At 61.6% G+C, this 23,972-nt stretch carries 21 protein-coding genes and 1 riboswitch; of the genes, 14 read left to right on the top strand and 7 right to left on the bottom strand.

From position 1 onward, the window contains the following. Positions 1–23 precede the first annotated feature (23 nt). The gene (hldE, locus tag ACP6KB_RS25380) at positions 24–1,445 is read left to right on the top strand and encodes a bifunctional D-glycero-beta-D-manno-heptose-7-phosphate kinase/D-glycero-beta-D-manno-heptose 1-phosphate adenylyltransferase HldE (RefSeq protein WP_442110270.1); all 1,422 of its coding nucleotides are present in this window, start codon (positions 24–26) and stop codon (positions 1,443–1,445) included. Between the two features lie 57 nt (positions 1,446–1,502). Here hldE and ACP6KB_RS25375 read toward each other — a convergent pair whose 3' ends face one another. Genes ACP6KB_RS25375 through ACP6KB_RS25360 form a run of 4 tightly spaced genes read right to left on the bottom strand, consistent with a single transcriptional unit; the run spans position 1,503 to position 4,880 of the window. Continuing rightward, on the bottom strand, positions 1,503–2,465 hold the full coding sequence (locus tag ACP6KB_RS25375) for a metal ABC transporter ATPase (RefSeq protein ID WP_442110268.1): 963 nt from the start codon (positions 2,463–2,465) through the stop codon (positions 1,503–1,505). Positions 2,466–2,512: 47 nt separating this feature from the next. Continuing rightward, positions 2,513–3,322: an aldo/keto reductase gene (locus ACP6KB_RS25370; protein ID WP_442110266.1), complete on the bottom strand. Its 810-nt coding sequence runs from the start codon at positions 3,320–3,322 to the stop codon at positions 2,513–2,515. After that, the gene (locus tag ACP6KB_RS25365; RefSeq protein WP_442110264.1) at positions 3,319–4,494 is read right to left on the bottom strand and encodes an NAD(P)/FAD-dependent oxidoreductase; all 1,176 of its coding nucleotides are present in this window, start codon (positions 4,492–4,494) and stop codon (positions 3,319–3,321) included. Before ACP6KB_RS25365 ends, ACP6KB_RS25370 begins: the two co-directional genes overlap by 4 nt. 53 nt (positions 4,495–4,547) lie before the next feature. Continuing rightward, complete coding sequence (locus tag ACP6KB_RS25360; RefSeq protein WP_442110262.1) at positions 4,548–4,880, bottom strand: DMT family transporter; 333 nt, start codon at positions 4,878–4,880, stop codon at positions 4,548–4,550. Between the two features lie 87 nt (positions 4,881–4,967). Between ACP6KB_RS25360 and ACP6KB_RS25355 the strand changes: the two genes are divergently transcribed. Then, positions 4,968–5,858, top strand: coding sequence for a LysR family transcriptional regulator (locus ACP6KB_RS25355; protein ID WP_442110260.1), 891 nt, complete (start codon positions 4,968–4,970; stop codon positions 5,856–5,858). Positions 5,859–5,872: 14 nt separating this feature from the next. Beyond that, entirely contained in the window at positions 5,873–7,141 is a 1,269-nt protein-coding gene (waaA, locus tag ACP6KB_RS25350; protein WP_442110258.1) for a lipid IV(A) 3-deoxy-D-manno-octulosonic acid transferase, read from the top strand. Positions 7,142–7,153: 12 nt separating this feature from the next. Here the strand turns inward: waaA and ACP6KB_RS25345 are convergent, their stop codons facing one another. After that, complete coding sequence (locus tag ACP6KB_RS25345; protein ID WP_442110256.1) at positions 7,154–8,401, bottom strand: hypothetical protein; 1,248 nt, start codon at positions 8,399–8,401, stop codon at positions 7,154–7,156. A 156-nt stretch (positions 8,402–8,557) separates the two neighbouring features. Beyond that, complete coding sequence (locus tag ACP6KB_RS25340) at positions 8,558–9,997, bottom strand: TolC family outer membrane protein (RefSeq protein WP_442110254.1); 1,440 nt, start codon at positions 9,995–9,997, stop codon at positions 8,558–8,560. A 142-nt stretch (positions 9,998–10,139) separates the two neighbouring features. Next, positions 10,140–10,244, top strand: a riboswitch (TPP riboswitch). 157 nt (positions 10,245–10,401) lie between these two features. Between ACP6KB_RS25340 and thiC the strand changes: the two genes are divergently transcribed. Next, positions 10,402–12,291, top strand: coding sequence for a phosphomethylpyrimidine synthase ThiC (gene thiC / locus ACP6KB_RS25335; RefSeq protein ID WP_442110252.1), 1,890 nt, complete (start codon positions 10,402–10,404; stop codon positions 12,289–12,291). Between the two features lie 105 nt (positions 12,292–12,396). After that, the gene (gene cytX / locus ACP6KB_RS25330; protein ID WP_442110250.1) at positions 12,397–13,689 is read left to right on the top strand and encodes a putative hydroxymethylpyrimidine transporter CytX; all 1,293 of its coding nucleotides are present in this window, start codon (positions 12,397–12,399) and stop codon (positions 13,687–13,689) included. On the opposite strand, the gene ACP6KB_RS25325 is transcribed toward cytX, so the two are convergent. Beyond that, entirely contained in the window at positions 13,658–14,404 is a 747-nt protein-coding gene (locus ACP6KB_RS25325) for an RsiV family protein (RefSeq protein WP_442110248.1), read from the bottom strand. The two genes, cytX and ACP6KB_RS25325, sit on opposite strands and share 32 nt — an antisense overlap. A gap of 183 nt (positions 14,405–14,587) precedes the next feature. On the opposite strand from ACP6KB_RS25325, the gene ACP6KB_RS25320 reads away from it, so the two are divergent. The 9 genes from ACP6KB_RS25320 to ACP6KB_RS25280 all read left to right on the top strand — a co-directional run bounded on the left by ACP6KB_RS25320 (position 14,588) and on the right by ACP6KB_RS25280 (position 23,849). Further along, positions 14,588–15,205, top strand: coding sequence for an NUDIX domain-containing protein (locus ACP6KB_RS25320; protein WP_442110246.1), 618 nt, complete (start codon positions 14,588–14,590; stop codon positions 15,203–15,205). Beyond that, on the top strand, positions 15,196–15,648 hold the full coding sequence (locus ACP6KB_RS25315) for a DUF1249 domain-containing protein (RefSeq protein ID WP_038997472.1): 453 nt from the start codon (positions 15,196–15,198) through the stop codon (positions 15,646–15,648). The genes ACP6KB_RS25320 and ACP6KB_RS25315 overlap by 10 nt, the downstream gene beginning before the upstream one ends. A gap of 84 nt (positions 15,649–15,732) precedes the next feature. Continuing rightward, entirely contained in the window at positions 15,733–16,548 is an 816-nt protein-coding gene (gene cpdA, locus ACP6KB_RS25310) for a 3',5'-cyclic-AMP phosphodiesterase (protein ID WP_442110244.1), read from the top strand. Between the two features lie 103 nt (positions 16,549–16,651). Beyond that, positions 16,652–17,260: a YqiA/YcfP family alpha/beta fold hydrolase gene (locus ACP6KB_RS25305; protein WP_442110242.1), complete on the top strand. Its 609-nt coding sequence runs from the start codon at positions 16,652–16,654 to the stop codon at positions 17,258–17,260. 36 nt (positions 17,261–17,296) lie between these two features. Then, positions 17,297–19,201: a DNA topoisomerase IV subunit B gene (parE, locus tag ACP6KB_RS25300; protein WP_442110240.1), complete on the top strand. Its 1,905-nt coding sequence runs from the start codon at positions 17,297–17,299 to the stop codon at positions 19,199–19,201. After that, positions 19,198–20,184 (top strand): esterase-like activity of phytase family protein, encoded by a 987-nt coding sequence (locus ACP6KB_RS25295; protein ID WP_442110238.1) that lies wholly within the window; start codon positions 19,198–19,200, stop codon positions 20,182–20,184. The genes parE and ACP6KB_RS25295 overlap by 4 nt, the downstream gene beginning before the upstream one ends. Continuing rightward, positions 20,181–20,699 carry a retropepsin-like aspartic protease family protein gene (locus ACP6KB_RS25290; RefSeq protein ID WP_442110236.1) on the top strand — a complete coding sequence of 173 codons (519 nt, stop codon included), beginning with the start codon at positions 20,181–20,183 and terminating at the stop codon, positions 20,697–20,699. The genes ACP6KB_RS25295 and ACP6KB_RS25290 overlap by 4 nt, the downstream gene beginning before the upstream one ends. Before the next feature lie 10 nt (positions 20,700–20,709). Continuing rightward, a complete protein-coding gene (gene parC / locus ACP6KB_RS25285; protein ID WP_442110234.1) occupies positions 20,710–22,968 on the top strand; it encodes a DNA topoisomerase IV subunit A in 2,259 nt (752 codons plus the stop codon). Positions 22,969–23,144: 176 nt separating this feature from the next. Further along, on the top strand, positions 23,145–23,849 hold the full coding sequence (locus ACP6KB_RS25280; protein WP_442110232.1) for a PqiC family protein: 705 nt from the start codon (positions 23,145–23,147) through the stop codon (positions 23,847–23,849). Positions 23,850–23,972 lie beyond the last annotated feature (123 nt).

Here is a 23,972-nt window from a genome sequence, read left to right as displayed (position 1 = left end):
AATTTTGTATATATGGGTTGCCCATGAAGTTGTCCATGCCGCGTTTCGATCAAGCCCCGGTGCTGGTGGTGGGCGATGTCATGCTCGACCGCTACTGGCATGGCGGTACCTCTCGGATTTCACCTGAAGCCCCGGTCCCGGTGGTCAAGGTCGAGCAGATCGAGGACCGTCCTGGTGGTGCGGCCAACGTTGCCTTGAACATCGCGGCCCTGGGTGCACCCGCCGCACTGGTCGGCGTTACCGGTCAGGACGAAGCTGCCGAGAGCCTGGCCAACAGCCTGCAGGCCGCCGGTGTGCGCTCGATCTTCCAGCGCATTGCGCACCAGCCGACCATCGTCAAACTGCGGGTCATGAGCCGTCACCAGCAACTGCTGCGCATCGACTTCGAAGAACCCTTCGCCACCGATCCGCTGTCGTTGGGTGCAGAAGTCGACACCCTGCTTGATGGGGTCAAAGTATTGGTGCTGTCGGATTACGGCAAAGGTGCCTTGAAGAACCATCAGAGCCTGATCCAGGCTGCGCGTGCCAAAGGCATTCCGGTGCTGGCTGATCCCAAAGGCAAAGATTTTTCGATCTACCGTGGCGCCAGCCTGATCACGCCAAACCTCAGCGAGTTCGAGACCATCGTTGGTCGCTGTGCCGACGAAGCCGAGCTGGTGGCCAAAGGTGGCCAGCTGATGCGTGAGCTGGAGTTGGGGGCCTTGCTGGTGACCCGTGGCGAACATGGCATGACCCTGTTGCGTCCCGAGCATCCTGCTTTGCACCTGCCAGCCCGTGCCCGCGAAGTCTTTGATGTCACCGGTGCTGGTGATACGGTGATTTCGACCCTGGCCGCCGCCATTGCTGCCGGCGAAGACCTGCCTCATGCCGTAGGCCTGGCTAATCTGGCCGCTGGTATCGTGGTCGGCAAGCTGGGTACTGCCGCCATCAGCGCGCCGGAACTGCGCCGCGCGATTCAGCGTGAAGAAGGTTCGGAGCGCGGTGTGCTGAGCCTCGATCAGTTGTTGCTGGCCATTGACGATGCCCGCGCGCACAAAGAAAAGATCGTCTTCACCAACGGCTGTTTCGACATCCTCCATGCCGGTCATGTGACCTACCTGGAACAGGCGCGTGCGCAAGGTGATCGCTTGATCGTCGCGGTCAACGATGACGCCTCGGTCAGCCGTCTGAAGGGCCCTGGCCGACCGATCAACAGTGTGGATCGGCGTATGGCGGTATTGGCCGGTCTTGGCGCGGTGGACTGGGTGATCAGCTTCCCTGAAGGTACGCCGGAAAACCTGCTCAGCCAGGTCAAGCCCGATGTGCTGGTCAAAGGCGGGGATTACGGCATCGACCAGGTGGTTGGCGCCGATATCGTCAAGGCTTACGGCGGCACGGTGAAGGTGTTGGGGCTGGTGGAAAACAGCTCGACCACGGCCATTGTCGAGAAGATTCGCAAAAACTGATCAAGCCTTCGCGGGGCAAGCCCGCTCCCACTGTGGGAGCGGGCTTGCCCCGCGAAGCTATTTACGCACGCCACCACGCGCCAGCTGCAACAACTCCCGGGCCTTGCCCGTCAAACGCTGCAACCCGCTGTCCGCTTTCGGCACTGCCAGCCCTTGCTGGCTGACCCAGTCCTTCCAGCGTACCCGTTCATCCCTGACCACCCATCCCTCTTGCCGGGCAAAGCTTTCTGCCAGGTACAGGCCGCGTGTGCTCGCCGGTACCAGGCGGTCTTTCTTCAAGGTGTAGAGCTCGGCGCGAGGATGTCCATCCTCCAACGGCATCAGGTACAAGTCGGGACGGGAGCGATTGAGGCGGGCGACCAATTGGTTGCCTTCAAGGCGCTCGTCGACATGAAACAGGCTCAGCGGTTTGGCTTCGCGTGGTACCTGCAGGCGCAGGTCATAGATCAACTGCAGTGACGCTGTCGGCAGATGCACGTAAGCCCTGGGCCGTTCCAGCAGTTGTAGGTTGGCGCAGTGCACCGGCCTTGCCGCGCCAGATTGCGGGGTCAGCACAAAAGGCAGCGCTTCACGGTAGTGCAGGGCATCGGCGTAAGGAGCCGGTAACCAGGTGTCGTTAAAGCGCCCCCCTAACCAGCCTTCTGGCGTTTCCAGCAAGCACTCCTCGGCTACTTCCTGGATAGCCGTGTGCAGCGGCAGGTTCAGTTCCTGGGCGGGCACATAACCAGAGATCAGCTTCAACACCACGTCACCACGGTCCTGGCGGCGCTGGCGCACCAATACCCAGTAGTCACGGTTCTGCCAGTGCAGGGTCAGGCGTACAGAAACCCCCAGGTTGGCCAGCTCAACGGCAAAGCGCTGGGTGTCGGCCAGGTGGATCTGCTTGCGCCGCTGTTGGGTCTGGCTGAAGTTCTGAGGCTTGCCGATGCTCTGGTAGCACAGCCCCTCAGGGCTGGCTTCGACGTGCAGTGGCAGGGTTTTGAAGTTGCTCGGATTCTTGCGGATCAGCGTTCGCGGCATGTCGGCTCCTTCTTGCGTTGGGGTCGGCCGCGACGGCGGCGTTGGCGTCAGCGATTCAATACGTCAGCAACGGTGGCGACGTTATGCGCCAGGTGCACAGGGTTGATGGTGCCGACGATCGCACTGCTCACACCCGGGTGACTAAACAGTAGTTCAAAGCTGGCACGCACCGGGTCAACACCCGGGCTGAGGCAGACGTGTCCGCTGGCCAGGGCCTTTTTTACCAGGATGGCTTTGCCATGCTCAGCGGCATAGTCGAGTACCGGACGCTCTGCCTGTTCGTTCAGATTGTAGGTGACCATCGCGCAATCGCCGCGCTCCAGCGCCTTCAAGCCACCGGCTGCAGTTTTCCCGGACAAGCCGAAAGCGCCAATCTTGCCTTCCTGCTTCAAGGCTTCGAGGGTTTGGTAGACCTCCTCGTGTTCGAGGATGTGCAGGTCGTTGCCATCAGAATGCACCAGCACCAGATCGATCTGCTCGGTTTCCAGGCGCTTGAGGCTGCGCTCAATGGAAAAGCGCGTGTGGGCAGCGCTGAAGTCGAAGCGCGATTGACCGTTTTCGAACTCCTCGCCCACCTTGCTGACGATCACCCACTGCTCGCGCTGGCCACGCAGCAGCGGGCCGAGACGCTCTTCACTGTGGCCGTAGGCCGGCGCAGTGTCGATCAGGTTGATGCCCAGCTCGCGGGCCTGAGCCAGCAGCAGGCGGGCTTGATCGTCATCGGGAATAGTGAAGCCATTGGGGTACTTGACCCCTTGATCACGGCCCAGCTTGACCGTGCCCAGACCCAGCGGCGAGACGCGCAATCCGGTACTGCCCAGCGGGCGGTGCAGGGCGTGCAGGGTGGGCAGGCTCATGGCAGCAATTGCTCCCAGACCGGCACCGCCAGGGGTGGTTTGGGCAGGTCAGGCAGGGCGGCCTGGGCGGCGGGTTTGATGCCGTCACGTTCAAGGCTGCTCAACACGCGGTCGGCAAAGTCCGGTGCCAGCGCCAGCTTGGTCGGCCAGCCGACCAGCAGGCGGTCCTGCTCGGCGAGGAAGGCGTTGTCCGGGCGTACCAAACCAGATTGCTCGGGTTCGGCGCGATCGACACGTACGGTGGCCCAGCGCACCTGGCTCAGATCGATCCAGGGCAGCAGGTGGGCAACTTCTTTTTTCGCCGCCGCAATCTGTGCGTCGGGCTCACGGGCTACACCCTCGGCTTCGGCCAAGTCGCCGCCCAGGTACCAGACCCACTGACCGTCTGCAGCAGGGTGGCTGGTGACGGTGATACGCGGTTTCGGGCCGCCACCCAGACAATGGGCATACAAGGGTTTCAGGCTAGGGCCCTTGGCGAGGACCATGTGCAGCGGCCGGCGTTGCATGGCCGGCTGGCTCAGGCCGATGGCTTCGAGCAGGGCAGCATTGCCGGCGCCAGCGCTGAGGACGATGCGTTGAGCACGGATCTCGCGGCCATCGACGCGCAAGCCGACCAGTTCGCCCGCTTCTTGCACAGGTTCGATCCGCTCGCCAGCCAGCAGGCTGTCACCGGCCAGTTGCGCGAGTCGGGTCAGCAGGCTGGGGACATCAATCACCAGTTCGGCCAAGCGGTAGACCTTGCCCTTGAACGCGCGGTCTTGCAGGGCAGGGGGCAGTTGCTCGCCTTTGACCTGGTCAACGCGGCCACGTACCGCCTTGCTGGCGAAGAAACTGGTGAGGTTGCCGGCGATGGTGCCGGGCGACCACAGGTAATGCGCGTCGGACAACAGACGAACACCGGTCAGGTCCAGCTCGCCGCTGCCATTGAGGGCTTCACTCCAGCGCCGCGGCATATCGGCAATGGCTTCAGAGGCACCGGTCAGCGCGCCATGCAGGGCATACTTGGCACCACCATGAATGATCCCCTGGGATTTGAGGGTCTGCTCGCCACCGAGGCTGGCGCGTTCCACCACCACCGTCGAATAACCCAGGCGGCGCAGGCGAGCGTTGAGCCAGAGGCCTGCGACCCCTGCGCCGACGATCAGGACGTCGGTGGAAATAACGGATGGCATGCATGCACCTCACAAGCTTGGACAGAAGCCCAGTATACAGCCTGTGAGCGCAATCAATGCCCGGCGGTTTTCGAGAAGACCTGGATCACCACCACGCCGCCGACGATCATGGCCATGCCGAGCATGGCCGGGATGTCCAGCTTCTGCCCGTAGATCACCAGTGCGGCAACGCTGATCAAGACAATCCCCAGGCCCGACCAGATGGCGTAGGCGATGCCCACCGGAATGCTGCGCACCACCAGGGTCAGCATCCAGAACGCCACGGCATAGCCGCAAATCATCAGCAACAAGGGCAGAGGCGTGCTCAGGCCCTTGACGGCCTTCATCGAGGCGGTGGCGATGACTTCGGCGCAGATAGCGATAGCCAGGTAGGTGTAGGCGTTCATGTCGGTGTTCCTCTGTTCTGGCTGGGCATTTTAGAGCAAGCCTGGTTGGGGTAAAGTCATTACCTATCTTTTCTGGAGATAGGTTGCATGGCGCAACAGTGGAATCTGGAACAACTTCGGCTGTTTGTCGGCGTGGCCGAGCAGCGCTCGTTTTCAGCGGTGGCCCGTGCTCAGGGCAAAGTGCAATCGGCGGTGAGCAATGCCATTGCCTTGCTTGAGGCCGATCTGGGCGTGACCCTGTTCGAGCGCAGCAGCGGCCGTCAGCCGCGTTTGACCGAGGCGGGTGCGGCGTTGCTGGAGGAGGCGCGTGAACTGTTGCGCCAATGCGAGCGCCTCGACGGCCGGGCGCTGGCACTGATGCGTGGGCAAGAAGCGCAACTGCGCGTTGCTCAGGACGAAGCCATGCCCTATCAACCGGTGATCGACAGCCTTGATGAGCTGGCGCAGCAGTTCCCCTTGCTGGAAGTGCAACTGGCCAGCGGCGCCCAGGGCGATGTGGCGCGCAAGCTGGTCGAGCGCCGCGCTGACCTGGGCTTGCTGTTTCGTCCGGAGCGCATGCCGCCGGCCTTGGAACGCCGTGCCTTGGGCAAGGTGGAGATGGTCACTGTATGTGCCGTCAACCACCCCTTGGCGCAGCTCGGCCGGGTCAATCGGCAGCAACTGGCGCGCCATCGGCAGTTGCTGATCGCCCCACAGGAAAGTGGTTACCCCGGAGGCGAGCCGATCAGCCCGCAGGTCTGGCGGGCCGACAGTTTCTACGCAATGGCCGAATTGCTGATGCGTGGTCTGGGCTGGGCCTGGTTGCCCCGGCATGTGGTGCAGTACCCGACCTACCATGAACAGATGGTTGAACTGATCAGTGAATGGACGCCGCCCGCCTTGGTGGTGGAGCTGGTGTGGCGCCGCGATGAACCCCTCGGACCTGCCGCGCAGTGGCTGGCCGAGCGCTTCGCAGTGCACTTGCGAGCGATTGGCTAGTACACTTCGGCGCCATGAACAGAACACTCTATACCTTGCTGTTTCACCTGGGCCTGCCGCTGGTTGCGCTGCGCCTGTTCCTGCGCTCGCGCAAGGCACCGGCCTATGCCCAGCGCATTGGCGAACGCTTTGCGATGAACCTGCCGCCGATGCGCCGCGGCGGGATCTGGGTGCATGCGGTGTCGGTGGGCGAAAGCATCGCAGCGGCGCCGATGATTCGTGCGTTGTTGCAGGCTTATCCACAGCTGCCGATCACCATCACCTGCATGACGCCAACTGGCTCGGAACGGGTGCGGGCGATGTTCGCCGATGAGCCGCGCATTCAGCATTGTTACCTGCCCTATGACCTGCCGTGGGCGGCGGGGCGTTTTCTTGATCACGTGCAGCCGAAGCTGGCGGTGATCATGGAAACTGAGCTGTGGCCCAACCATATCCACCAATGTGCTAAACGCGGCATTCCCGTGGCCCTGGCCAATGCGCGCTTGTCTGAGCGCTCGGCCCGTGGCTATGCACGCTTCGCCGGGTTGACCCGGCCGATGCTGGCAGAAATGAGCCTGATCGCGGCGCAGACCGAGACCGAGGCCGAGCGCTTTCGCCAATTGGGTGCGCGCCCGAACTGTGTGGAAGTGACCGGCTCGATCAAGTTCGACCTGCGTATCGACGACCAGTTGTTGCCGCGCGCCCGCGCCTTGCGTGAGCAGTGGCAGGCCAGTCAGCGCCCGGTGTGGATTGCCGCCAGTACCCACGAGGGCGAAGACGAAGTGATTCTGGCCGCGCACCGCCAGTTGCTTGAGCATCATGCCGATGCCTTGCTGATCCTGGTGCCGCGCCATCCCGAACGCTTCAATGCGGTGTACGCGTTATGTGCGGCGCAGTTCCCCACCGTGCGCCGCTCCAGCGCCGAAGTGGTGACAGCACAGACAGCAGTGCTGCTTGGCGACACCATGGGCGAGCTGTTGTTTCTCTATGCCCTGGCCGACATCGCTTTTGTCGGCGGCAGCCTGGTGCCCAACGGTGGGCACAATGTGCTGGAACCTGCGGCGCTGTCGTTGCCCGTGCTGAGCGGCCCGCACCTGTTCAACTTCCTGGAAATTGCCGCAATGCTACGTGACGCCGGAGCCTTGCAGGAAGTGGACGATGCCCAAGGGCTGGCAGCTGCCGTACGGCGTTTGATCGAGTTGCCACGTGATGCGCAGCGCATGGGGGCGGCAGGGTTGGCAATCATGCAAGCCAACCAGGGCGCTTTGCAGCGCTTGCTGGCAGGCTTGGGTCGGCTGCTTTGACTCGGCTGCGGGTCAGGATCCGTTGAGTGTGTAACTGGCCACGAATCCTTCATAGGTACCGTTGGCGTCGCGGGCCGTTCCGCACAGCAGCATGTTGTTCTGCGAACCCAGGTACATGCCCAGGGCCGTTGAGCGCCCAGGTCCCAGGCCCCAACCTCCAGGGGTGAAACTGTTATCCAGGGAGCCATTGGCTTGGTAGGCGGCTGCGTAAAAGCGTGGATCACCCTGATCTTGCAGGGTGGTCTGGCCGACGATGTAAATGGGTTTATCGGGCGATTGGTTCTGCCCTGACGCGACATGCCGGCAGTCGGCCTGCCTGCCGTCCGGGTACAGCAGCACGGGCTTGCCGGTGTTGAAACTAGTGTCCAGCGCGCCTTCGGTGGTCAGGCGAGTCAGCAATGCGCCGTTCCTTTGCGTGCTGGTGTTAGCAAAGCCAATGAGGTTGAGCAAGCTTGCTGCGCTGCTCAGGTTAGTCAGTCGCACGTGATTGGCATCGGCGATCGGGATAGAGCGAGCACCCTGCTCGCCGAACGTGTCATCACGCTTTCCGTCCAGGGTAAAGCACGCAATGACCCCGGAGGCGTTCACATAGCCCACGACATAAATGCGCTCGCCAAACACCATGGCACTTTGCAGCTCTATGACCTCAGCGTTCTCCAGCTTTGGGCGCAGGTAGCCGTTATCACCAAACGCGGTGTTGAGCGTGCCATCTTTTGTGACGCCGAGCAGGTAACCGATTTCGGCAGAGGCAATCAGGTAGCCGCCATCGGCAAGGCGTGAGGCGTTGACGTTGTGCGCGTTGGAAGGCTGCTCGCGAAGGGTTCTGAGATCGGCAATGGTCTGCGCGCCAGCCTTCCTGGCCACGGACTTATCCGCGAACACCGCAAAGCCACCTTCGCCAAAGCTAGGGTCTGCCTTGCCTGAGTCCTCGAACCTTGCCGCTGCGGGGTACAGGGCCTCGGGGCCGACGATAGTGCCGACCAGAAAGATTTTTTCATCACTTTGCTGATGAGCGCTCAGTGCAAAAAACAAGGAGCCTTCAACGCACGGAAACACGTGTTTGATGAAGCCAGTGCCTTGGAAGCTGCGGTCGAGCGTTCCGTCACTGAGCAGGCGGCCGATGAAGACGTCACTCTTTTCCGTATCGGAGTCGCTGAATACCAGGATCTTGTTGTCTTTGGTCGGGCAAAGCGTGCCGATGCTGCTGGCGAATGCGGTCTTGCTCAGCCAGGTTGGACTCAGTTCATTGAGCGTATTCATGCTGATCGCGTCCCGTGCAAGTGAAGTGAAGGTTGCCGGGTTTAGCCTACGAGCCAGCCAGAAGGGACGAAACTGGTAAAAATGAGAGTTGCCGGGACGGCAGGAGGGGTGTAGCGGGGCACCTTGCGATGCCCCTGATGCAGGTATGGCTTGAACTCAGTTTTCCGGCGGACGGGCGTCGAAGTTGGCCTTGGCCAGGGCGGCCAGATCTGGCGGCAGGAAGTCTTTGTCCGGATTGTAGTCGGGCTTCAGGTAACGGCTCAGGTCCGTCAGGTCCTGCGGGCTCAAGGTACCCGCCGCCTGTTTCAGGCGCAGGTTGTCGAGGATGTAGTCGTAACGGGTGTTGTTGTAGTCGCGCACCGAGGTATACAGCTGGCGCTGGGCATCGAGTACGTCGACGATGTTACGAGTACCGACCTGATAACCGATTTCGGTGGCTTCCAGGGCGCTCTGGTTGGAGATGATCGACTGTTTGCGCGCCTGCACCTGTTCCACATCGGTGTTGACCGCACGGTGCAGGTTGCGGGTGTTTTCCACCACCTGGCGGCGCAAGCTTTCGCGTTGCTGCTCGCTCTGGCTCAAACGCTGATAGGCCTCGCGCACTTGCGAACTGGTCAGGCCGCCGCTGTAGATCGGGATGTTCAGTTGCAGGCCAACGGTGGTCTGTTCTACGTCGCCGCTGATGCGGCCGCCGAGGTTGGGGTTGGTGAAGCCAAGGTTGTCGTTGTCACCTTTCTGGTACTGCGCCACGGCATCCAGGGTCGGCGCGTGCCCGGCCTTGCGCTGGCGCAGGGTTTCTTCTGCCGCCGTGACAGCGTAGTTGGTCGCCTGCAGGTTGAGGTTCTGTTTACCTGCGGTTTCAACCCAGATTTTGGCGTCGTTAGGCACCGGTACCTGCACAGGCAGGGTATGGCGTATGCCCTGGATCGAGTTGTAGTAATTGTTGGTCAGGGTAATCAACGCTTCGAACGCGTCGTCAACCTGACGCTGTGCCACGATCCGGTTGGCGCGGGCGGTGTCGTAGCTGGCCTGGGACTGCAGCACGTCGGTCTTGTCGGAAAGGCCGACGTCGAAGCGTTCATTGGACTGATCCAGTTGCCGCTTGAACGCCGCTTCTTCGGCTTTGGTCGAGGCCAGGTTGTCCTGGGCGCGCAGTACCGAGAAATAGTTTTCGGCGGTTTGCAGAATCAGGTTCTGTTCGGTGGCCGACAGTTCCAGCGCGGATTGCTCGTTGACCGCTTCAGCGGCCTGCAATTGGAACCAGCGATCGGCACGGAACACCGGCTGAGCCAGGGTTGCCGACCAGGAGTTGCCGCTGCGGTTGGAGGTGATCGACGGGTCGTCAAGCTTGGTTCGGGTGTTCTGCATTTCGGCGCCGGCCGAGAGGTTGGGCAGCAAGCCTGCTCGGGCCTGCGGTACCACTTCTTTCTGTGCGCCGTAGTTGGCACGGGCCGCCGCCAGATCGGCGTTATTGTCCACAGCTTCCTGGTACACGCTGACCAAGTCGTTTTTCGCTGACAAGGGCACGTCTGCTGCCCAGGCCATTCCGTTGGTAGCACAAGACACGGCAAGGGCCAGTGAAAGTTTGCGCAGCATAGGGCGATCCTTGAACAAATGAGTCTTTCTGAACCGGTGAGTGTAGATGCGCAGACACTTTGCAACAATCTGCCATTTGCGCCATTTATCGTGCCTGTGTTTGTAGTGTTGGCTTTGCAGGCGACTCCAGTCTAGACTGAATGCGTTCTTGTCGGGGTGCCTTGCGTTGAGGCTGAGATCGGATAATCCGGATCCCGTTGAACCTGATCAGGTTAGCGCCTGCGTAGGGAACAAGATTTCTCGCTTTCCCGGCGAGTCTCTTGTGTCAGGTCCGGGAATGTCCAGTCAGCCTCAAGCGCTGCAGGCATCACCGCACATCTGGCACAGCACCGATCTTGGTGCGTCCGTGCCTTTCAGGTTCTCCCCGACATTCCACCGCTAGGAAGCCGTCTGGAGAGCCTGTGATGAGTAAACAAGAAAAATATATTACCAATCTGAGTGAGTCGGCCCAGGTCGATCGACAGTCCGTACAGCCGTTCACCCGTTCGCGCAAAATCTATGTCGAAGGCTCGCGCCCGGACATTCGCGTGCCAATGCGTGAAATCAGCCTCGACGACACCCCCACCGACTTCGGCGGCGAAGCCAACGCCCCGGTGCTGGTGTACGACACCTCCGGCCCTTACACCGATCCCAACGTCATCATCGACGTGCGTAAAGGCCTGGGCGATGTGCGCTCGGCCTGGATTGACGCGCGTGGCGACACCGAGCGCCTGGCCGGGCTGTCGTCGGACTTCGGCCAGCAGCGTCTGGCCGATGCTGAACTGACCAAGCTGCGTTTTGCCCATGTGCGCAACCCGCGCCGCGCCAAGGCCGGTGCCAACGTCAGCCAGATGCACTACGCGCGCCAGGGCATCATCACCGCCGAGATGGAATACGTTGCCATCCGCGAGAACATGAAGCTGCAAGAAGCACGCGCCGCTGGCCTGCTTGATCAGCAGCACCCGGGCCACAGCTTTGGGGCCAGCATCCCGAAAGAAATCACCCCTGAGTTCGTTCGCGAGGAAATCGCTCGCGGCCGCGCCATCATTCCGGCCAACATCAACCACGTTGAGCTGGAGCCGATGATCATTGGCCGTAACTTCCTGGTGAAGATCAACGGCAACATCGGCAACAGCGCCCTGGGCTCTTCGATCGAAGAAGAAGTGGCCAAGCTGACCTGGGGTATTCGCTGGGGTTCGGACACGGTCATGGACTTGTCCACCGGCAAGCACATTCACGAAACCCGCGAGTGGATCATCCGTAACTCGCCAGTGCCGATTGGTACCGTGCCGATCTACCAGGCGCTGGAAAAGGTCAATGGCGTTGCCGAAGACCTGACCTGGGAGCTGTTCCGCGACACCCTGATCGAGCAGGCAGAGCAGGGCGTGGACTACTTCACCATCCACGCCGGGGTGCTGCTGCGCTACGTGCCACTGACCGCCAAGCGCGTGACTGGTATCGTCAGCCGTGGTGGTTCGATCATGGCCAAGTGGTGCCTGGCGCATCACAAGGAAAACTTCCTCTACACCCATTTCGACGAAATCTGCGAAATCATGAAGGCCTACGACGTCAGCTTCTCGCTGGGCGATGGCTTGCGTCCGGGCTCGATTGCCGATGCCAACGACGCTGCGCAGTTCGGCGAGCTGGAGACCCTGGGCGAGTTGACCAAGATCGCCTGGAAGCACGACGTCCAGTGCATGATCGAAGGCCCGGGCCACGTGCCGATGCAGTTGATCAAGGAGAACATGGACAAGCAGCTGGAGTGCTGTGACGAAGCGCCGTTCTACACCCTTGGCCCGCTGACCACCGACATCGCTCCGGGTTACGACCACATCACCTCCGGCATCGGTGCGGCGATGATTGGCTGGTTCGGTTGCGCCATGCTCTGCTACGTGACGCCCAAGGAGCACCTCGGGTTGCCGAACAAGGATGACGTCAAGACCGGGATCATCACCTACAAGATCGCCGCACACGCGGCTGACCTTGCCAAGGGCCATCCGGGCGCGCAGATCCGTGACAACGCCTTGTCCAAGGCGCGTTTCGAGTTCCGCTGGGAAGACCAGTTCAACCTCGGCCTGGATCCGGACACCGCGCGTTCGTTCCATGATGAGACCCTGCCCAAGGATTCGGCCAAGGTCGCGCACTTCTGCTCCATGTGCGGGCCGAAGTTCTGCTCGATGAAAATCACTCAGGAAGTGCGTGAATACGCCGCCAACCAGCGCATCGATGCGGTGGATGTGGCGGTTGAGGATGGCATGCGCGAGCAGGCCGAGCGGTTCCGCCAGGAAGGCAGCCAGTTGTACAAGAAGGTGTAACCCGATCGCGGGGCAAGCCCGCTCCCACAGAATATCTCTGTGGGAGCGGGCTTGCCCCGCGATACCTAACCAAAACAACAACTCTCTCCCTGTCGAGACCCCCTTGTGAGCACACCCAGCCAGTTCTCCCCCGACCATCCGGTCAGCAACCAGCAACGCGTCCTCAGCGGTCGCGACCTCTGTTCCCTATGGTTTTCCCTCGGCATCGGCCTGATGGTCCTGCAGACCGGCGCCTTGCTCGGCCCTGGCCTGGGCCTGGCCAATGCCGTGCTGGCGATCATCCTTGGTACTACCGTGGGCGTCCTGTTGCTGGCGGCGGTGGGTGTAATCGGCAGCGATACCGGCCTGTCCTCGATGGCGGCATTGCGCCGCAGCCTTGGCCGTGACGGGGCTCGACTCCCCGCATTACTCAACCTGCTGCAGCTGATTGGCTGGGGCTCGTTCGAAATTATCGTCATGCGCGATGCCGCCAGCCTGTTGGGCGCTCGCGCCTTCGGTGAAGGCAGCGCGCTGACCAACCCGTTGATGTGGACCTTGCTGTTCGGCGCCTTGGCGACCTTACTGGCGGTCAGCGGGCCGTTGACCTTCGTGCGCAAGATCTTGCGTAAATGGGGCATCTGGCTGCTGCTCGGCGCCTGCCTGTGGCTGACCTGGAACCTGTTTGCCAAGGCTGACCTGGCCGCGTTGTGGGCGCGTGCCGGTGACGGTTCGATGTCATTGGCCGTGGGTATCGATATCGCCATTGCCATGCCGTTGTCGTGGCTGCCGCTGATTGCCGACTACTCACGTTTTGCCCGTCATGGCAGTCGGGTATTTATCGGCACGGCGCTGGGCTATCTGCTCGGCAACGTGTGGATGATGAGCCTGGGCGTGGCCTACACCTTGGCCTTTGCCCCGGCGGGCGAAGTCAATACCTTGCTGCTGGCCCTGGCGGGCGCCGGTATCGGCATTCCGTTGCTGCTGATTCTGCTCGATGAGTCGGAAAAAGCCTTTGCCGACATCCATTCGGCAGCCGTATCCACTGGCCTGCTGATTCGCTTGAAGGTCGAGCATCTGGCACTGGCCATTGGCGTGCTGTGCACCCTGATCGCCTGCTTTGCGCCGCTGGCGCAGTACCAGAACTTCCTGCTGCTGATCGGCTCGGTGTTTGCCCCGCTGTTTGGCGTAGTGCTGGTCGATCACTTCATCGTACGCCGCCGTCGCAGCGACGCCAGCCCGATCCACAGCCTGCACTGGCGTGCGCTAGTGGCCTGGGCTTGTGGTGTCGCTACCTATCATGTGCTGGCGCATTACGCCGCTGATGTCGGTTCGACCCTGCCGGCCTTGCTGCTGGCAGGGTGCGTGTACTGGGCGGCTGCGCCGTCAGTTATCCGCGGCCGGGAAACAACTGCGGCTTGATCACACCATTGAGGCGCGGGTAGGGGATCTTCAGTTCGATGTGGCCCATGGAATACGGGGCGATGGCATACACTTCGTACTTGAGCACTACCGCGCCGTAAGTCAGCGCAATATGCGGGGTCTGGCGGAACGGCCAGGTTTTGACGAACTCGGCATCCTTGTCCATGCCGGTGCTGATCAACCAGGCCCTGTGCGCTTCTTCGGCGGTTTTCCAGAAGGTCTCTTCCTGGCCGGGCACCAGCATGTCTTGCAAGGTCAGGACCTTGTCCTGCTGGCGTGAGTAGTTGATAAAGCCACGCCCGGGCATGCCATGGGCGCCGCCGGTGTCCAGGTAGCTGGAAAACTCGATGATCACCAGTCCGTCATGCTGCTCGCGTACCTTGGCTTGCAAGTAGCTGCTGTGGCGCGGCTCGGCGCTGGCCATGAACTGCTCTTCGTAGGCTTTGAGCGAGCTGGGCAGCGCGCTGTGCTGGTTATCCTGGGTCATTTGCAGCAGACGTTTCTCGACAATCGCATCCAGCTTGGGGTTGGCCGGGAAGTGAATGGTGTCGATATTGACCAGCGGGCAATCGGCCGTCGTGCAACCGGGTTTGATGTGTTCCCAGCGGTCGCGCTTGACCTCCAGCGGCGTGCGCATGTTGGGCTGGAACCAGCTTTGGCAGGCCCCCAGGGCCAAGGCCAGCACGGCCACAGTAGTCAGTTTCGCAAGCGTCATGATGATCCTTTCAAGCAAAGGTGATCGGGCTTGGACCGTCGGCAAGGCCTTCAGTTCGCCACTAAGCTGAATATCAGCAGGCTGTCTATCCTCGCAGCCCGGCCTACAACTTTAAAGGGGTGAAACACGGCGGTGTGCAGGTTAGGATTGCGCGAAGCTGTGACAGAAGTAATGAGGATTCCCATGTCAGATACGCCGAACACTGTGCCCAAGGATGTCGAGATCGTCGAGCGGGTTAACTGCTTCAAGGGCTTTTACCAGCTTGACCGGGTGCGCTTGCGCCACGAATTGTTCGCCGGTGGCATGGGGCGTGAGATCAGCCGTGAACTGTTCGTGCGTCACGACGCCGTGTGCGTGCTGCCCTACGACGCCCAGCGTGATGAAGTGGTGCTGATCGAACAGTTTCGGGTCGGTGCCATGGGCAAGGTCAGCAATCCGTGGTTGATCGAGCTGGTCGCTGGTCTGATCGATAAAGACGAAGCGCCGGAAGAAGTTGCACACCGTGAAGCGCAGGAGGAAGCTGGGCTTGTGTTCAACGCGTTGTGGCCGATGACCAAATACTTTCCGTCACCGGGCGGCAGCGATGAATTTGTCCACCTGTATCTGGGCCAGTGCAGCAGCCTTGGGGCGGGCGGCCTGCACGGGTTGGAAGAAGAGGGTGAAGATATTCGCGTCAAGGTCTGGGCGTTCGAAGACGCCATGCAGGCCGTGCGTGACGGGCTGATTGCCAATGCGGCAAGCATTATTGCCTTGCAGTGGCTGGCCTTGAATCGAGAGGAAGTCAGGGGGCTATGGTCGTGAATCTTTTGCGCGAACGCTACCGGGTCGATCTGGTCGGGTTGCAGGCTGCTTGCGAGGCTAACTATGCGCGATTGATGCGCTTGTTGCCTGACATGCGCTCGACCATGAGTTCGCGCCGAATTGGTATGACCCAGGGCGATCAGATGCTCGGCGTGCTGGTGCTGGATGTAGTGCTCGCGTGCCCCTACACCACCACCTTGCGCGTGCGCCAGGAGCACAGCTTGCCCTGGCTGCCGGTGCCGCAGCTGGAAGTGCAGGTGTATCACGATGCACGTATGGCCGAAGTGGTCAGCGCCGAGCATGCCCGGCGCTTTCGCAGCATCTATCCGTACCCGAATGCAGCGATGCACCAGCCTGACGAAAAGGCGCAACTCAACCTGTTCCTGGGTGAGTGGCTGAGCCATTGCCTGGCCTGTGGCCATGAGCTGGCTGTCGTTCGCTGAAATGTGACGCCGGTCGATTTCGAGTATTTGCTCAACCGGCGCTTGCCGCCATAATTGCGCTGAATCCGTCCAAGGAGTCGGCCCTTGCCGCAACCCTCTATCCCGTCCAGTGGCGCCCCTGTGCACCTGGTGCAACTGACCGACAGCCATCTATTTGCCGAAGCGCACGGCACATTGTTGGGCATGAACACCCGCGACAGCCTGCAGCGGGTGATCGATAAAGTCCTCGAAGAGCAGCCGCAGATTGACCTGCTGCTGGCCACTGGCGACCTGTCGCAAGATGGCAGCGAAGCCTCCTATCGCTGTTTTCGTGAGCTGACCGCACGCCTCGGGGCACCCGCGCGCTGGCTTGCCGGTAACCATGACGAGCCGCTGCCGATGGAGCGGGTGGCGCAGGGCAGCGATTTGCTCAGCCCGCTGCTGGACATCGGCAACTGGCGCATCCTCATGCTCAACTCGGCAGTGCCGGGAGCGGTACCCGGTGTGCTCGACCAGGGCCAGTTGGCACTACTCGAACAGTCGTTGCAGGCCGCACCTGAGCGTCACCACCTGATTTGCTTCCACCACCAGCCGGTACCCATCGATTGCGCCTGGATGGCGCCGATCGGCCTGCGCAACGCCGACGCCTTGTTTGCCCTGTTGAAAGGTTATCCACAAGTGCGGGCATTGCTATGGGGGCACATTCATCAGGAATGGGACCAGTGGCGCGACGGCGTGCGCTTGCTGGCCTCGCCCTCTACTTGTATTCAGTTCGAGCCGGGTAGCGAAGACTTCAAGGTGGGCGAACAGGCCCCTGGCTATCGCTGGCTGCGTCTGCACGCGGACGGCTCGATCGACACTGGCGTTTCCCGTGTCACCGACTTCGCCTTCACCATCGATTACGAAGGCGACGGTTATTAAGTGTTGCTGAATGGGTGAAACTGCTGCATCTGCCGTCGAACAGGCTAAAATGCGCGCTTTCCTGCCTGGTATCGCCAGGCAACTCAGGCGCATTGGGGGCGGCATGACGGGTTCGATTCTCTATATTCACGGGTTCAACAGCGCGCCCTCATCCAAGAAAGCCTGCCAGCTGGTCGCGGTGATGCAGCAGATCGGCCTGGGCGAGCGCCTGCGCGTGCCAGCATTGCATCATCACCCGCGCCACGCCATGGCGCAGCTGGAAGCCGCGCTGGCCGAGCTTGAATCGCCATTACTGGTCGGCAGCTCCCTCGGCGGCTACTATGCGACCCATCTGGCTGAGCGCCATGGGCTCAAGGCGCTGCTGGTCAACCCGGCGGTCAATCCGCACCGCCGCTTTGACGGCTACCTGGGCACTCAGCAGAACCACTACACCGGTGAGTCCTGGGAGCTGACCCTGGATCACGTGCAGGCCCTGGCCGAGCTCGAGGTTGCACCGCCCACCGATGGCGAGCGCTACCAGGTCTGGCTGCAAACAGCCGACGAGACCCTCGACTACCGCGAGGCCGAGCAGTTCTACCGGACCTGCGCACTGCGCATCCAGGCCGGAGGCGATCACAGCTTTCAGGGCTTCGCCGAGCGTCTGCCAGCGCTACTGAGCTTCGCCGGTATTGCTCCCCAGCAGTATCAAACGCTCGATTTTTCTGTATTTTGATGACTTATATTCACCTACGACTGACGACGAGACCCCATGGCCATTCCCAGCGCTAGTGCCTATAACGCAGACGCCATCGAAGTCCTCTCGGGCCTTGATCCGGTGCGCAAACGCCCGGGCATGTACACCGACACCAGCCGGCCCAACCACCTGGCCCAGGAAGTGATCGACAACAGTGTCGACGAAGCCCTGGCCGGGCATGCCAAATCGGTGCAGGTCATTCTCCATGCCGACCATTCCCTGGAAGTCAGCGATGACGGCCGCGGCATGCCTGTGGATATTCACCCGGAAGAGGGCGTTTCCGGGGTTGAGCTGATCCTCACCAAGCTGCACGCTGGTGGCAAGTTCTCCAACAAGAACTACCAGTTCTCCGGTGGTCTGCACGGGGTGGGTATCTCGGTGGTCAACGCCTTGTCCAGCCAGGTGCGGGTCAAGGTCAAGCGCGACGGTACCGAGTACCAGATGACCTTCGCCGACGGCTACAAGGCCAGCGAGCTGGAAGTGGTCGGCACGGTCGGCAAGCGCAACACCGGGACCAGCGTGTACTTCGCCCCGGACCCCAAGTATTTCGATTCACCGAAATTCTCCATCAGCCGCCTCAAGCATGTGCTCAAGGCCAAGGCGGTACTGTGCCCGGGGCTGCTGGTCAGCTTCGAAGACAAAGCCAGCGGCGAAAAGGTCGAATGGCACTACGAAGACGGCCTGCGCTCGTACCTGGTCGATTCGGTCAGCGAATTTCAGCGCCTGCCGGACGAACCGTTCTGCGGCAGCCTGGCAGGCAACAAGGAAGCGGTTGACTGGGCGCTGTTGTGGCTGCCGGAAGGCGGCGACAGCGTGCAGGAAAGCTACGTCAACCTGATTCCTACAGCTCAGGGCGGTACCCACGTCAACGGCCTGCGCCAGGGCCTGCTCGATGCCATGCGCGAGTTCTGCGAGTTCCGCAACCTGCTGCCTCGCGGGGTCAAGCTGGCGCCGGAAGACGTCTGGGAGCGCATCACCTTTGTGCTGTCGATGAAAATGCAGGAGCCGCAATTCTCCGGGCAGACAAAAGAGCGCCTGTCGTCGCGCGAAGCTGCGGCGTTTGTTTCCGGCGTGGTCAAGGATGCGTTCAGCCTGTGGCTCAACGCGCACCCTGAACTGGGCATGCAGCTGGCCGAACTGGCCATCAGCAATGCCGGGCGGCGCTTGAAGGCGAGCAAAAAGGTCGAGCGCAAGCGCGTCACCCAAGGGCCAGCCCTGCCTGGCAAGCTGGCCGACTGCGCCGGGCAAGACCCAATGCGCGCCGAATTGTTCCTGGTTGAGGGTGACTCGGCAGGTGGTTCGGCCAAGCAGGCACGCGACAAGGAGTTCCAGGCCATCCTGCCGCTGCGCGGCAAGATTCTCAACACCTGGGAAGTGGATGGCGGCGAAGTCCTCGCCAGCCAGGAAGTGCACAACATTGCCGTGGCCATCGGCGTCGATCCCGGTGCGGCCGACATGAGCCAGCTGCGCTACGGCAAAATCTGCATTCTCGCTGACGCCGACTCCGACGGTCTGCACATTGCTACCTTGCTCTGTGCCCTGTTTGTCCAGCATTTCCGCCCGTTGGTCGAAGCCGGCCACGTGTATGTCGCCATGCCACCGCTGTACCGCATCGACCTGGGCAAGGAAATCTACTACGCCCTGGATGAAGCCGAGCGCGATGGCATTCTCGATCGCCTGGTAGCCGAGAAAAAACGCGGCAAACCACAGGTCACACGCTTTAAAGGCCTGGGTGAAATGAACCCGCCGCAGCTGCGTGAAACCACCATGGATCCGAACACCCGCCGCCTGGTCCAATTGACCCTGGACGATCTGGACGGCACCCGCGAAATCATGGACATGCTGCTGGCCAAGAAACGGGCTGGCGATCGCAAGAACTGGCTGGAATCCAAAGGCAACCTGGCTGAGGTTCTGGCTTGATTCGTTCACTACTGGCAGCGGTGCTGGGTGTCTTTGCCTTGTCAGCGCAAGCCGCCCCTTGGCCGGAGCTGAAGTTTGTCGCCGAGCACCCGGTCGAGGGCATGCGCGGTGGCAATCTGTCGGGCCTGGCCCTGTGCAAGGGCGAGCTGTGGACCGTCTCCGACCGCGATGACGACCTGATTTACCGGCTCGATACCAAAACGCCCGTGTGGCAGGCGCAGTCCGTCCACCTGGCAGCGCCTACGGTACCGGAAAGCGGCTTGCCCTGGGGCATTCGCTCCCGGACCTGGGCGGCTGGCCAGGTGCGCGGCGGTGATCTGGATTTCGAAGGCATCAGTTGTGACGATGCCGGCAATCGCTATCTGGTCAGCGAAGCCCATGCTGCGGTGTTGCAGGTGCCGGTTGAGGGTGAGCCGAACTGGCTGAAAATCGACCCGAGCATGGTCCGTCAGGCGCGGGCCAGTGGCATGCTGCTGCACTTCAACGCGTTGTTCGAAGGGCTGGCAGTGAGCCCAAGCGGAGACCGCATCTGGTTGGCAGCGGAGCGTGAACGACGCGGCCTGCTGCTGATCAATCGCCAGCAAACGGTGTGGAACTGCGGGGATGGCTGCGTGTTGCTCAGCGAAGCCGGGGTTGAAATGCAACCGCCGCAGATGCTCGAGCCACGCGCGTTGCCCCGCGACTTTGCTGACTTGGCGCTGTTCAAGAATAAGTTGTTTACCTTGGAGCGTAACGCCCATCGTATCTGCCGGCGTGACGCCGCGAACGGCAAGGTCGAACGCTGCTGGTCTTACGCTGAAGGTGGCTTGGCCGAGTCGCGCCTGTACGCCCAGCCGTTTGGCCTGGCCGAAGCGTTGGTGATTGATGCCGAAGGCGCCTGGATCGGTTTGGACAACAACGGCGCAACCCGCAATGATGGCGAGTCGCGACCGATTGTCTGGCGCTTTGCCGCGCCGCCTGGCGGCTGGAGCAGCAAGTCGTGAGTCAGCCACCGGGCAAGCGTGCGGGCAGGGTACTGCTGGTGCTCGCCTGGGCGGCCGGTCTGTTCCTGGCCACGCGGTTTTTCGGCGACTGGGAGCAGCGTCAGGCCAATCCCAATGCCGAGGTTCGCTCGCAGCACGGTGAAGGCTTTATCGAAGTGCAACTGGCCGGTAACGGTCAGGGCCACTTTGTCGCCGATGGTCAGATCAACGGTCAGCCGGTACATTTTCTGCTCGATACCGGCGCAACCGATGTCGCCATCCCCGAGCGTCTGGCCGCCAAGCTTGATCTGCAGCGCGGTGCCCCGGTGATGCTGAGCACCGCCAATGGCCGCACCCAGGGCTACCGCACGCGTCTGGACACCCTGCAACTGGGCGATATCCTGCTGCGCGAAGTGCGTGCCCTGGTGGTACCGGGGCTCGATGGCGAGCAGGTGCTATTGGGCATGAGCGCCCTGAAACAACTCGAATTTACCCAGCGCAGCGGCACCTTGCTGCTGCGCCAGAACCTGAAATGATGAGGCCCGCATGAGCGACTCCCTTGATCTCAGCCTCGATGGCGTAGAGCGCCGGTCACTGGCTGACTTCACCGAACAGGCCTACCTCAACTACTCCATGTACGTGATCATGGACCGCGCCCTGCCACACATCGGCGACGGCCTGAAGCCGGTGCAGCGACGCATCGTCTACGCCATGAGCGAACTGGGTCTGGACGCCGATTCCAAGCACAAGAAGTCGGCGCGTACCGTCGGTGACGTACTCGGTAAGTTCCACCCCCATGGCGACTCGGCCTGTTATGAAGCCATGGTGCTGATGGCCCAGCCATTCAGCTACCGCTACACCCTGGTCGATGGTCAAGGTAACTGGGGTGCTCCGGACGATCCGAAGTCGTTCGCGGCCATGCGTTATACCGAAGCACGCCTGTCGCGTTATTCCGAAGTGCTGCTCAGCGAACTGGGCCAGGGCACGGCCGATTGGGTGCCGAACTTCGACGGTACCCTCGATGAGCCAGCGGTGTTGCCGGCGCGTTTACCGAACATCCTGCTCAACGGTACCACCGGTATTGCCGTGGGCATGGCGACTGATGTGCCGCCGCACAACCTGCGGGAAGTGGCCAGCGCCTGTGTGCGCCTGCTCGATGAGCCCAAGGCCACGGTCGAGCAGCTGTGTGAGCATATCCAGGGGCCTGACTACCCGACCGAAGCCGAGATCATCACGCCGCGTTCCGAACTGCTGAAAATCTACGAAAGTGGTCGTGGTTCGGTGCGTATGCGTGCGGTCTACCGCATTGAAGATGGCGACATCGTGGTTACCGCGTTGCCGCATCAGGTGTCCGGGGCGAAAGTGCTGGAGCAGATCGCCGCGCAGATGCAGGCCAAGAAGCTGCCGATGGTCGCCGACCTGCGCGACGAGTCGGATCACGAGAACCCATGCCGTATCGTGATCATCGCGCGCTCTAACCGGGTTGATCTCGATGAGCTGATGCAGCATCTGTTTGCCACCACTGACCTTGAGTCCAGTTACCGGGTCAACGTCAACATCATTGGCCTGGATGGCCGCCCGCAGTTGAAGAACCTGCGGGCGCTGCTGGTCGAATGGCTGGAATTCCGCGTACAAACCGTGCGCCGCCGCCTGAAATTCCGCCTCGACAAGGTTGAGCGCCGCCTGCACTTGCTCGAAGGTTTGCTGGTTGCGTTCCTCAACCTGGATGAAGTGATCCACATCATCCGCACCGAAGACCAGCCAAAAGCGGCGTTGATTGCCCGTTTCGACCTCACCGAAACCCAGGCCGACTACATCCTTGAAACCCGCCTGCGCCAGTTGGCGCGGCTGGAAGAGATGAAGATCCGCAACGAGCAGGATGAGCTGGCCAAGGAACAAGCCAAACTGATCGCCTTGCTGGGTAGCGAAACCAAGCTGCGCAAGCTGGTGCGTGCCGAGCTGATCAAAGATGCCGAGACCTACGGTGATAACCGCCGTTCGCCGATCATCGAGCGCGCGGAAGCCAAGGCGCTTTCGGAAAACGAATTGATGCCGACCGAGCCGGTAACCGTGGTGCTCTCGGAAAAAGGCTGGGTGCGTTGCGCCAAGGGTCATGACATCGACGCCACCGGGCTTTCGTACAAGGCCGGTGATGGCTTCAAGACCGCTGCGGCCGGGCGCTCCAATCAGTTTGCCGTGTTTATCGACTCTAGCGGGCGCAGTTATTCGGTTGCCGCTCACACCTTGCCTTCGGCCCGTGGCCAGGGTGAACCGCTGACCGGGCGCCTGACCCCGCCACCGGGCGCGACGTTCGAGTGTGTGCTGCTGCCTGAAGATGATGCCCTGTACGTGATCGCCTCCGATGCGGGCTACGGCTTTGTGGTCAAGGGCGAAGACCTGCAGGCCAAGAACAAGGCCGGCAAAGCCTTGCTCAGCCTGCCCAACGGCGCCAAGGTCATGGCTCCGCGCGCGGTCGCTGACCGTGAGCAGAACTGGTTGGCCGCCGTGACCACCGAAGGTCGCTTGTTGATCTTCAAGGTCAGCGACTTGCCGCAACTGGGCAAAGGCAAGGGCAACAAGATCATCGGCATCCCTGGTGACCGAGTTGCCAGCCGTGAGGAATACGTCACGGACCTGGCGGTGATTGCCGATGGCGCGACGCTTGTGTTGCAGGCCGGTAAGCGTACGCTATCACTGAAGGCCGACGACCTGGAGCATTACAAGGGTGAGCGTGGCCGCCGCGGCAACAAACTCCCGCGTGGCTTCCAGCGTGTTGATGCGTTGTTGGTCGAAAACCTCGGATAACCCGAGTTAGAAGCCCCGAATAGGTATTTTCCTGCCTGTTCGGGGTTTAAACACTGGAGTCGCACCGTTATTTCGCGGATGATAGGCCCCTTGCGATACCGGCGTAGCTGTGTATCCGACTGAATCTACATGAGTATCATTGCGGTGTGCCTTGTGGCGGCCGCCTGGATGGGATGATGAAATTTCTGCGTCTTCCGTTGGTTTTGCTGTGCGGCGTGCTGGGTCTGGCCGGTTGCAGCATGCATCAGCCGGTTTCCCTGTACCAGCTTGACAGCGGTGAGCCTGGCCAACCCAAGCAAAGCGCGGGCATGGCCGTTGTGCTCGGCCCGGTCTCGGTGGCTGACTACTTGCAGCGCGAAACCCTGTTGCAGCGCCAGCCTGATGGCAGCCTGACTGCAGCGACCGATGGTCGTTGGGCGGGCAGCCTTTCGGCAGATATCGATCAATTGCTGGTCCGTCAGTTGGCCTGGCGCCTGGACAGCCAGCGCGTAGTGCTGGCACCGGGCAATACCGGTTTCACGCCGGATGTGCAGGTACTGTTGTCGATCACCCGCCTGGACTCTGGTGCCAACCAGCCGGCGATTCTCGACGCGCAATGGCGTTTGCTCGATCGTCGTGGCCAGGTGCGGGACAACCGTATCGTTCACCTTGAGCAGCAGCACGAAGGCAGCGCCGCAGCCCAGGTTCAGGCCCAGGGTCAATTGCTGCAAAAGCTTGCTGAACAGCTGAGTGTTGCCCTCAAGCCCCTCGCCAACCAGCCACCGTTGGTTGAAGAAACACCGAGAAAGGCGGCGCCGGTGCAAGTACGTAAAGAACCGGAGAAGCCGAAGATTCCATTGGCAACACCGATTCGTACCGATCTGGAAGTGTTCCGCTTCTAAACAAAAAGCCCGCAACGATGCGGGCTTTTTTGTGGCCGGTGTAGGAGCGGGCTTGCCCCGCGATACGATGTGACTGGCAGATCGCTATCGCGGGGCAAGCCCGCTCCCACAGCAAGCCCGCTC

Source organism: Pseudomonas sp. NUPR-001, assembly GCF_052147955.1.
Taxonomy (GTDB): Bacteria; Pseudomonadota; Gammaproteobacteria; order Pseudomonadales; family Pseudomonadaceae; genus Aquipseudomonas.
The sequence above is the reverse complement of the archived record's forward strand: the minus strand, read 5'-3'. Positions and strand labels throughout refer to the sequence as shown.

Bases quoted from the DNA above. Each gene is read 5' to 3' on its own strand.
- hldE (WP_442110270.1), top strand. From the start codon at position 24: ATGAAGTTGTCCATGCCGCGTTTCGATCAAGCCCCGGTGCTGGTGGTG.
- ACP6KB_RS25375 (WP_442110268.1), bottom strand. From the start codon at position 2,465: ATGCCGCGAACGCTGATCCGCAAGAATCCGAGCAACTTCAAAACCCTG.
- ACP6KB_RS25370 (WP_442110266.1), bottom strand. From the start codon at position 3,322: ATGAGCCTGCCCACCCTGCACGCCCTGCACCGCCCGCTGGGCAGTACC.
- ACP6KB_RS25365 (WP_442110264.1), bottom strand. From the start codon at position 4,494: ATGCCATCCGTTATTTCCACCGACGTCCTGATCGTCGGCGCAGGGGTC.
- ACP6KB_RS25360 (WP_442110262.1), bottom strand. From the start codon at position 4,880: ATGAACGCCTACACCTACCTGGCTATCGCTATCTGCGCCGAAGTCATC.
- ACP6KB_RS25355 (WP_442110260.1), top strand. From the start codon at position 4,968: ATGGCGCAACAGTGGAATCTGGAACAACTTCGGCTGTTTGTCGGCGTG.
- waaA (WP_442110258.1), top strand. From the start codon at position 5,873: ATGAACAGAACACTCTATACCTTGCTGTTTCACCTGGGCCTGCCGCTG.
- ACP6KB_RS25345 (WP_442110256.1), bottom strand. From the start codon at position 8,401: ATGAATACGCTCAATGAACTGAGTCCAACCTGGCTGAGCAAGACCGCA.
- ACP6KB_RS25340 (WP_442110254.1), bottom strand. From the start codon at position 9,997: ATGCTGCGCAAACTTTCACTGGCCCTTGCCGTGTCTTGTGCTACCAAC.
- thiC (WP_442110252.1), top strand. From the start codon at position 10,402: ATGAGTAAACAAGAAAAATATATTACCAATCTGAGTGAGTCGGCCCAG.
- ACP6KB_RS25325 (WP_442110248.1), bottom strand. From the start codon at position 14,404: ATGACGCTTGCGAAACTGACTACTGTGGCCGTGCTGGCCTTGGCCCTG.
- ACP6KB_RS25320 (WP_442110246.1), top strand. From the start codon at position 14,588: ATGTCAGATACGCCGAACACTGTGCCCAAGGATGTCGAGATCGTCGAG.
- ACP6KB_RS25315 (WP_038997472.1), top strand. From the start codon at position 15,196: ATGGTCGTGAATCTTTTGCGCGAACGCTACCGGGTCGATCTGGTCGGG.
- ACP6KB_RS25305 (WP_442110242.1), top strand. From the start codon at position 16,652: ATGACGGGTTCGATTCTCTATATTCACGGGTTCAACAGCGCGCCCTCA.
- parE (WP_442110240.1), top strand. From the start codon at position 17,297: ATGGCCATTCCCAGCGCTAGTGCCTATAACGCAGACGCCATCGAAGTC.
- parC (WP_442110234.1), top strand. From the start codon at position 20,710: ATGAGCGACTCCCTTGATCTCAGCCTCGATGGCGTAGAGCGCCGGTCA.
- ACP6KB_RS25280 (WP_442110232.1), top strand. From the start codon at position 23,145: ATGAAATTTCTGCGTCTTCCGTTGGTTTTGCTGTGCGGCGTGCTGGGT.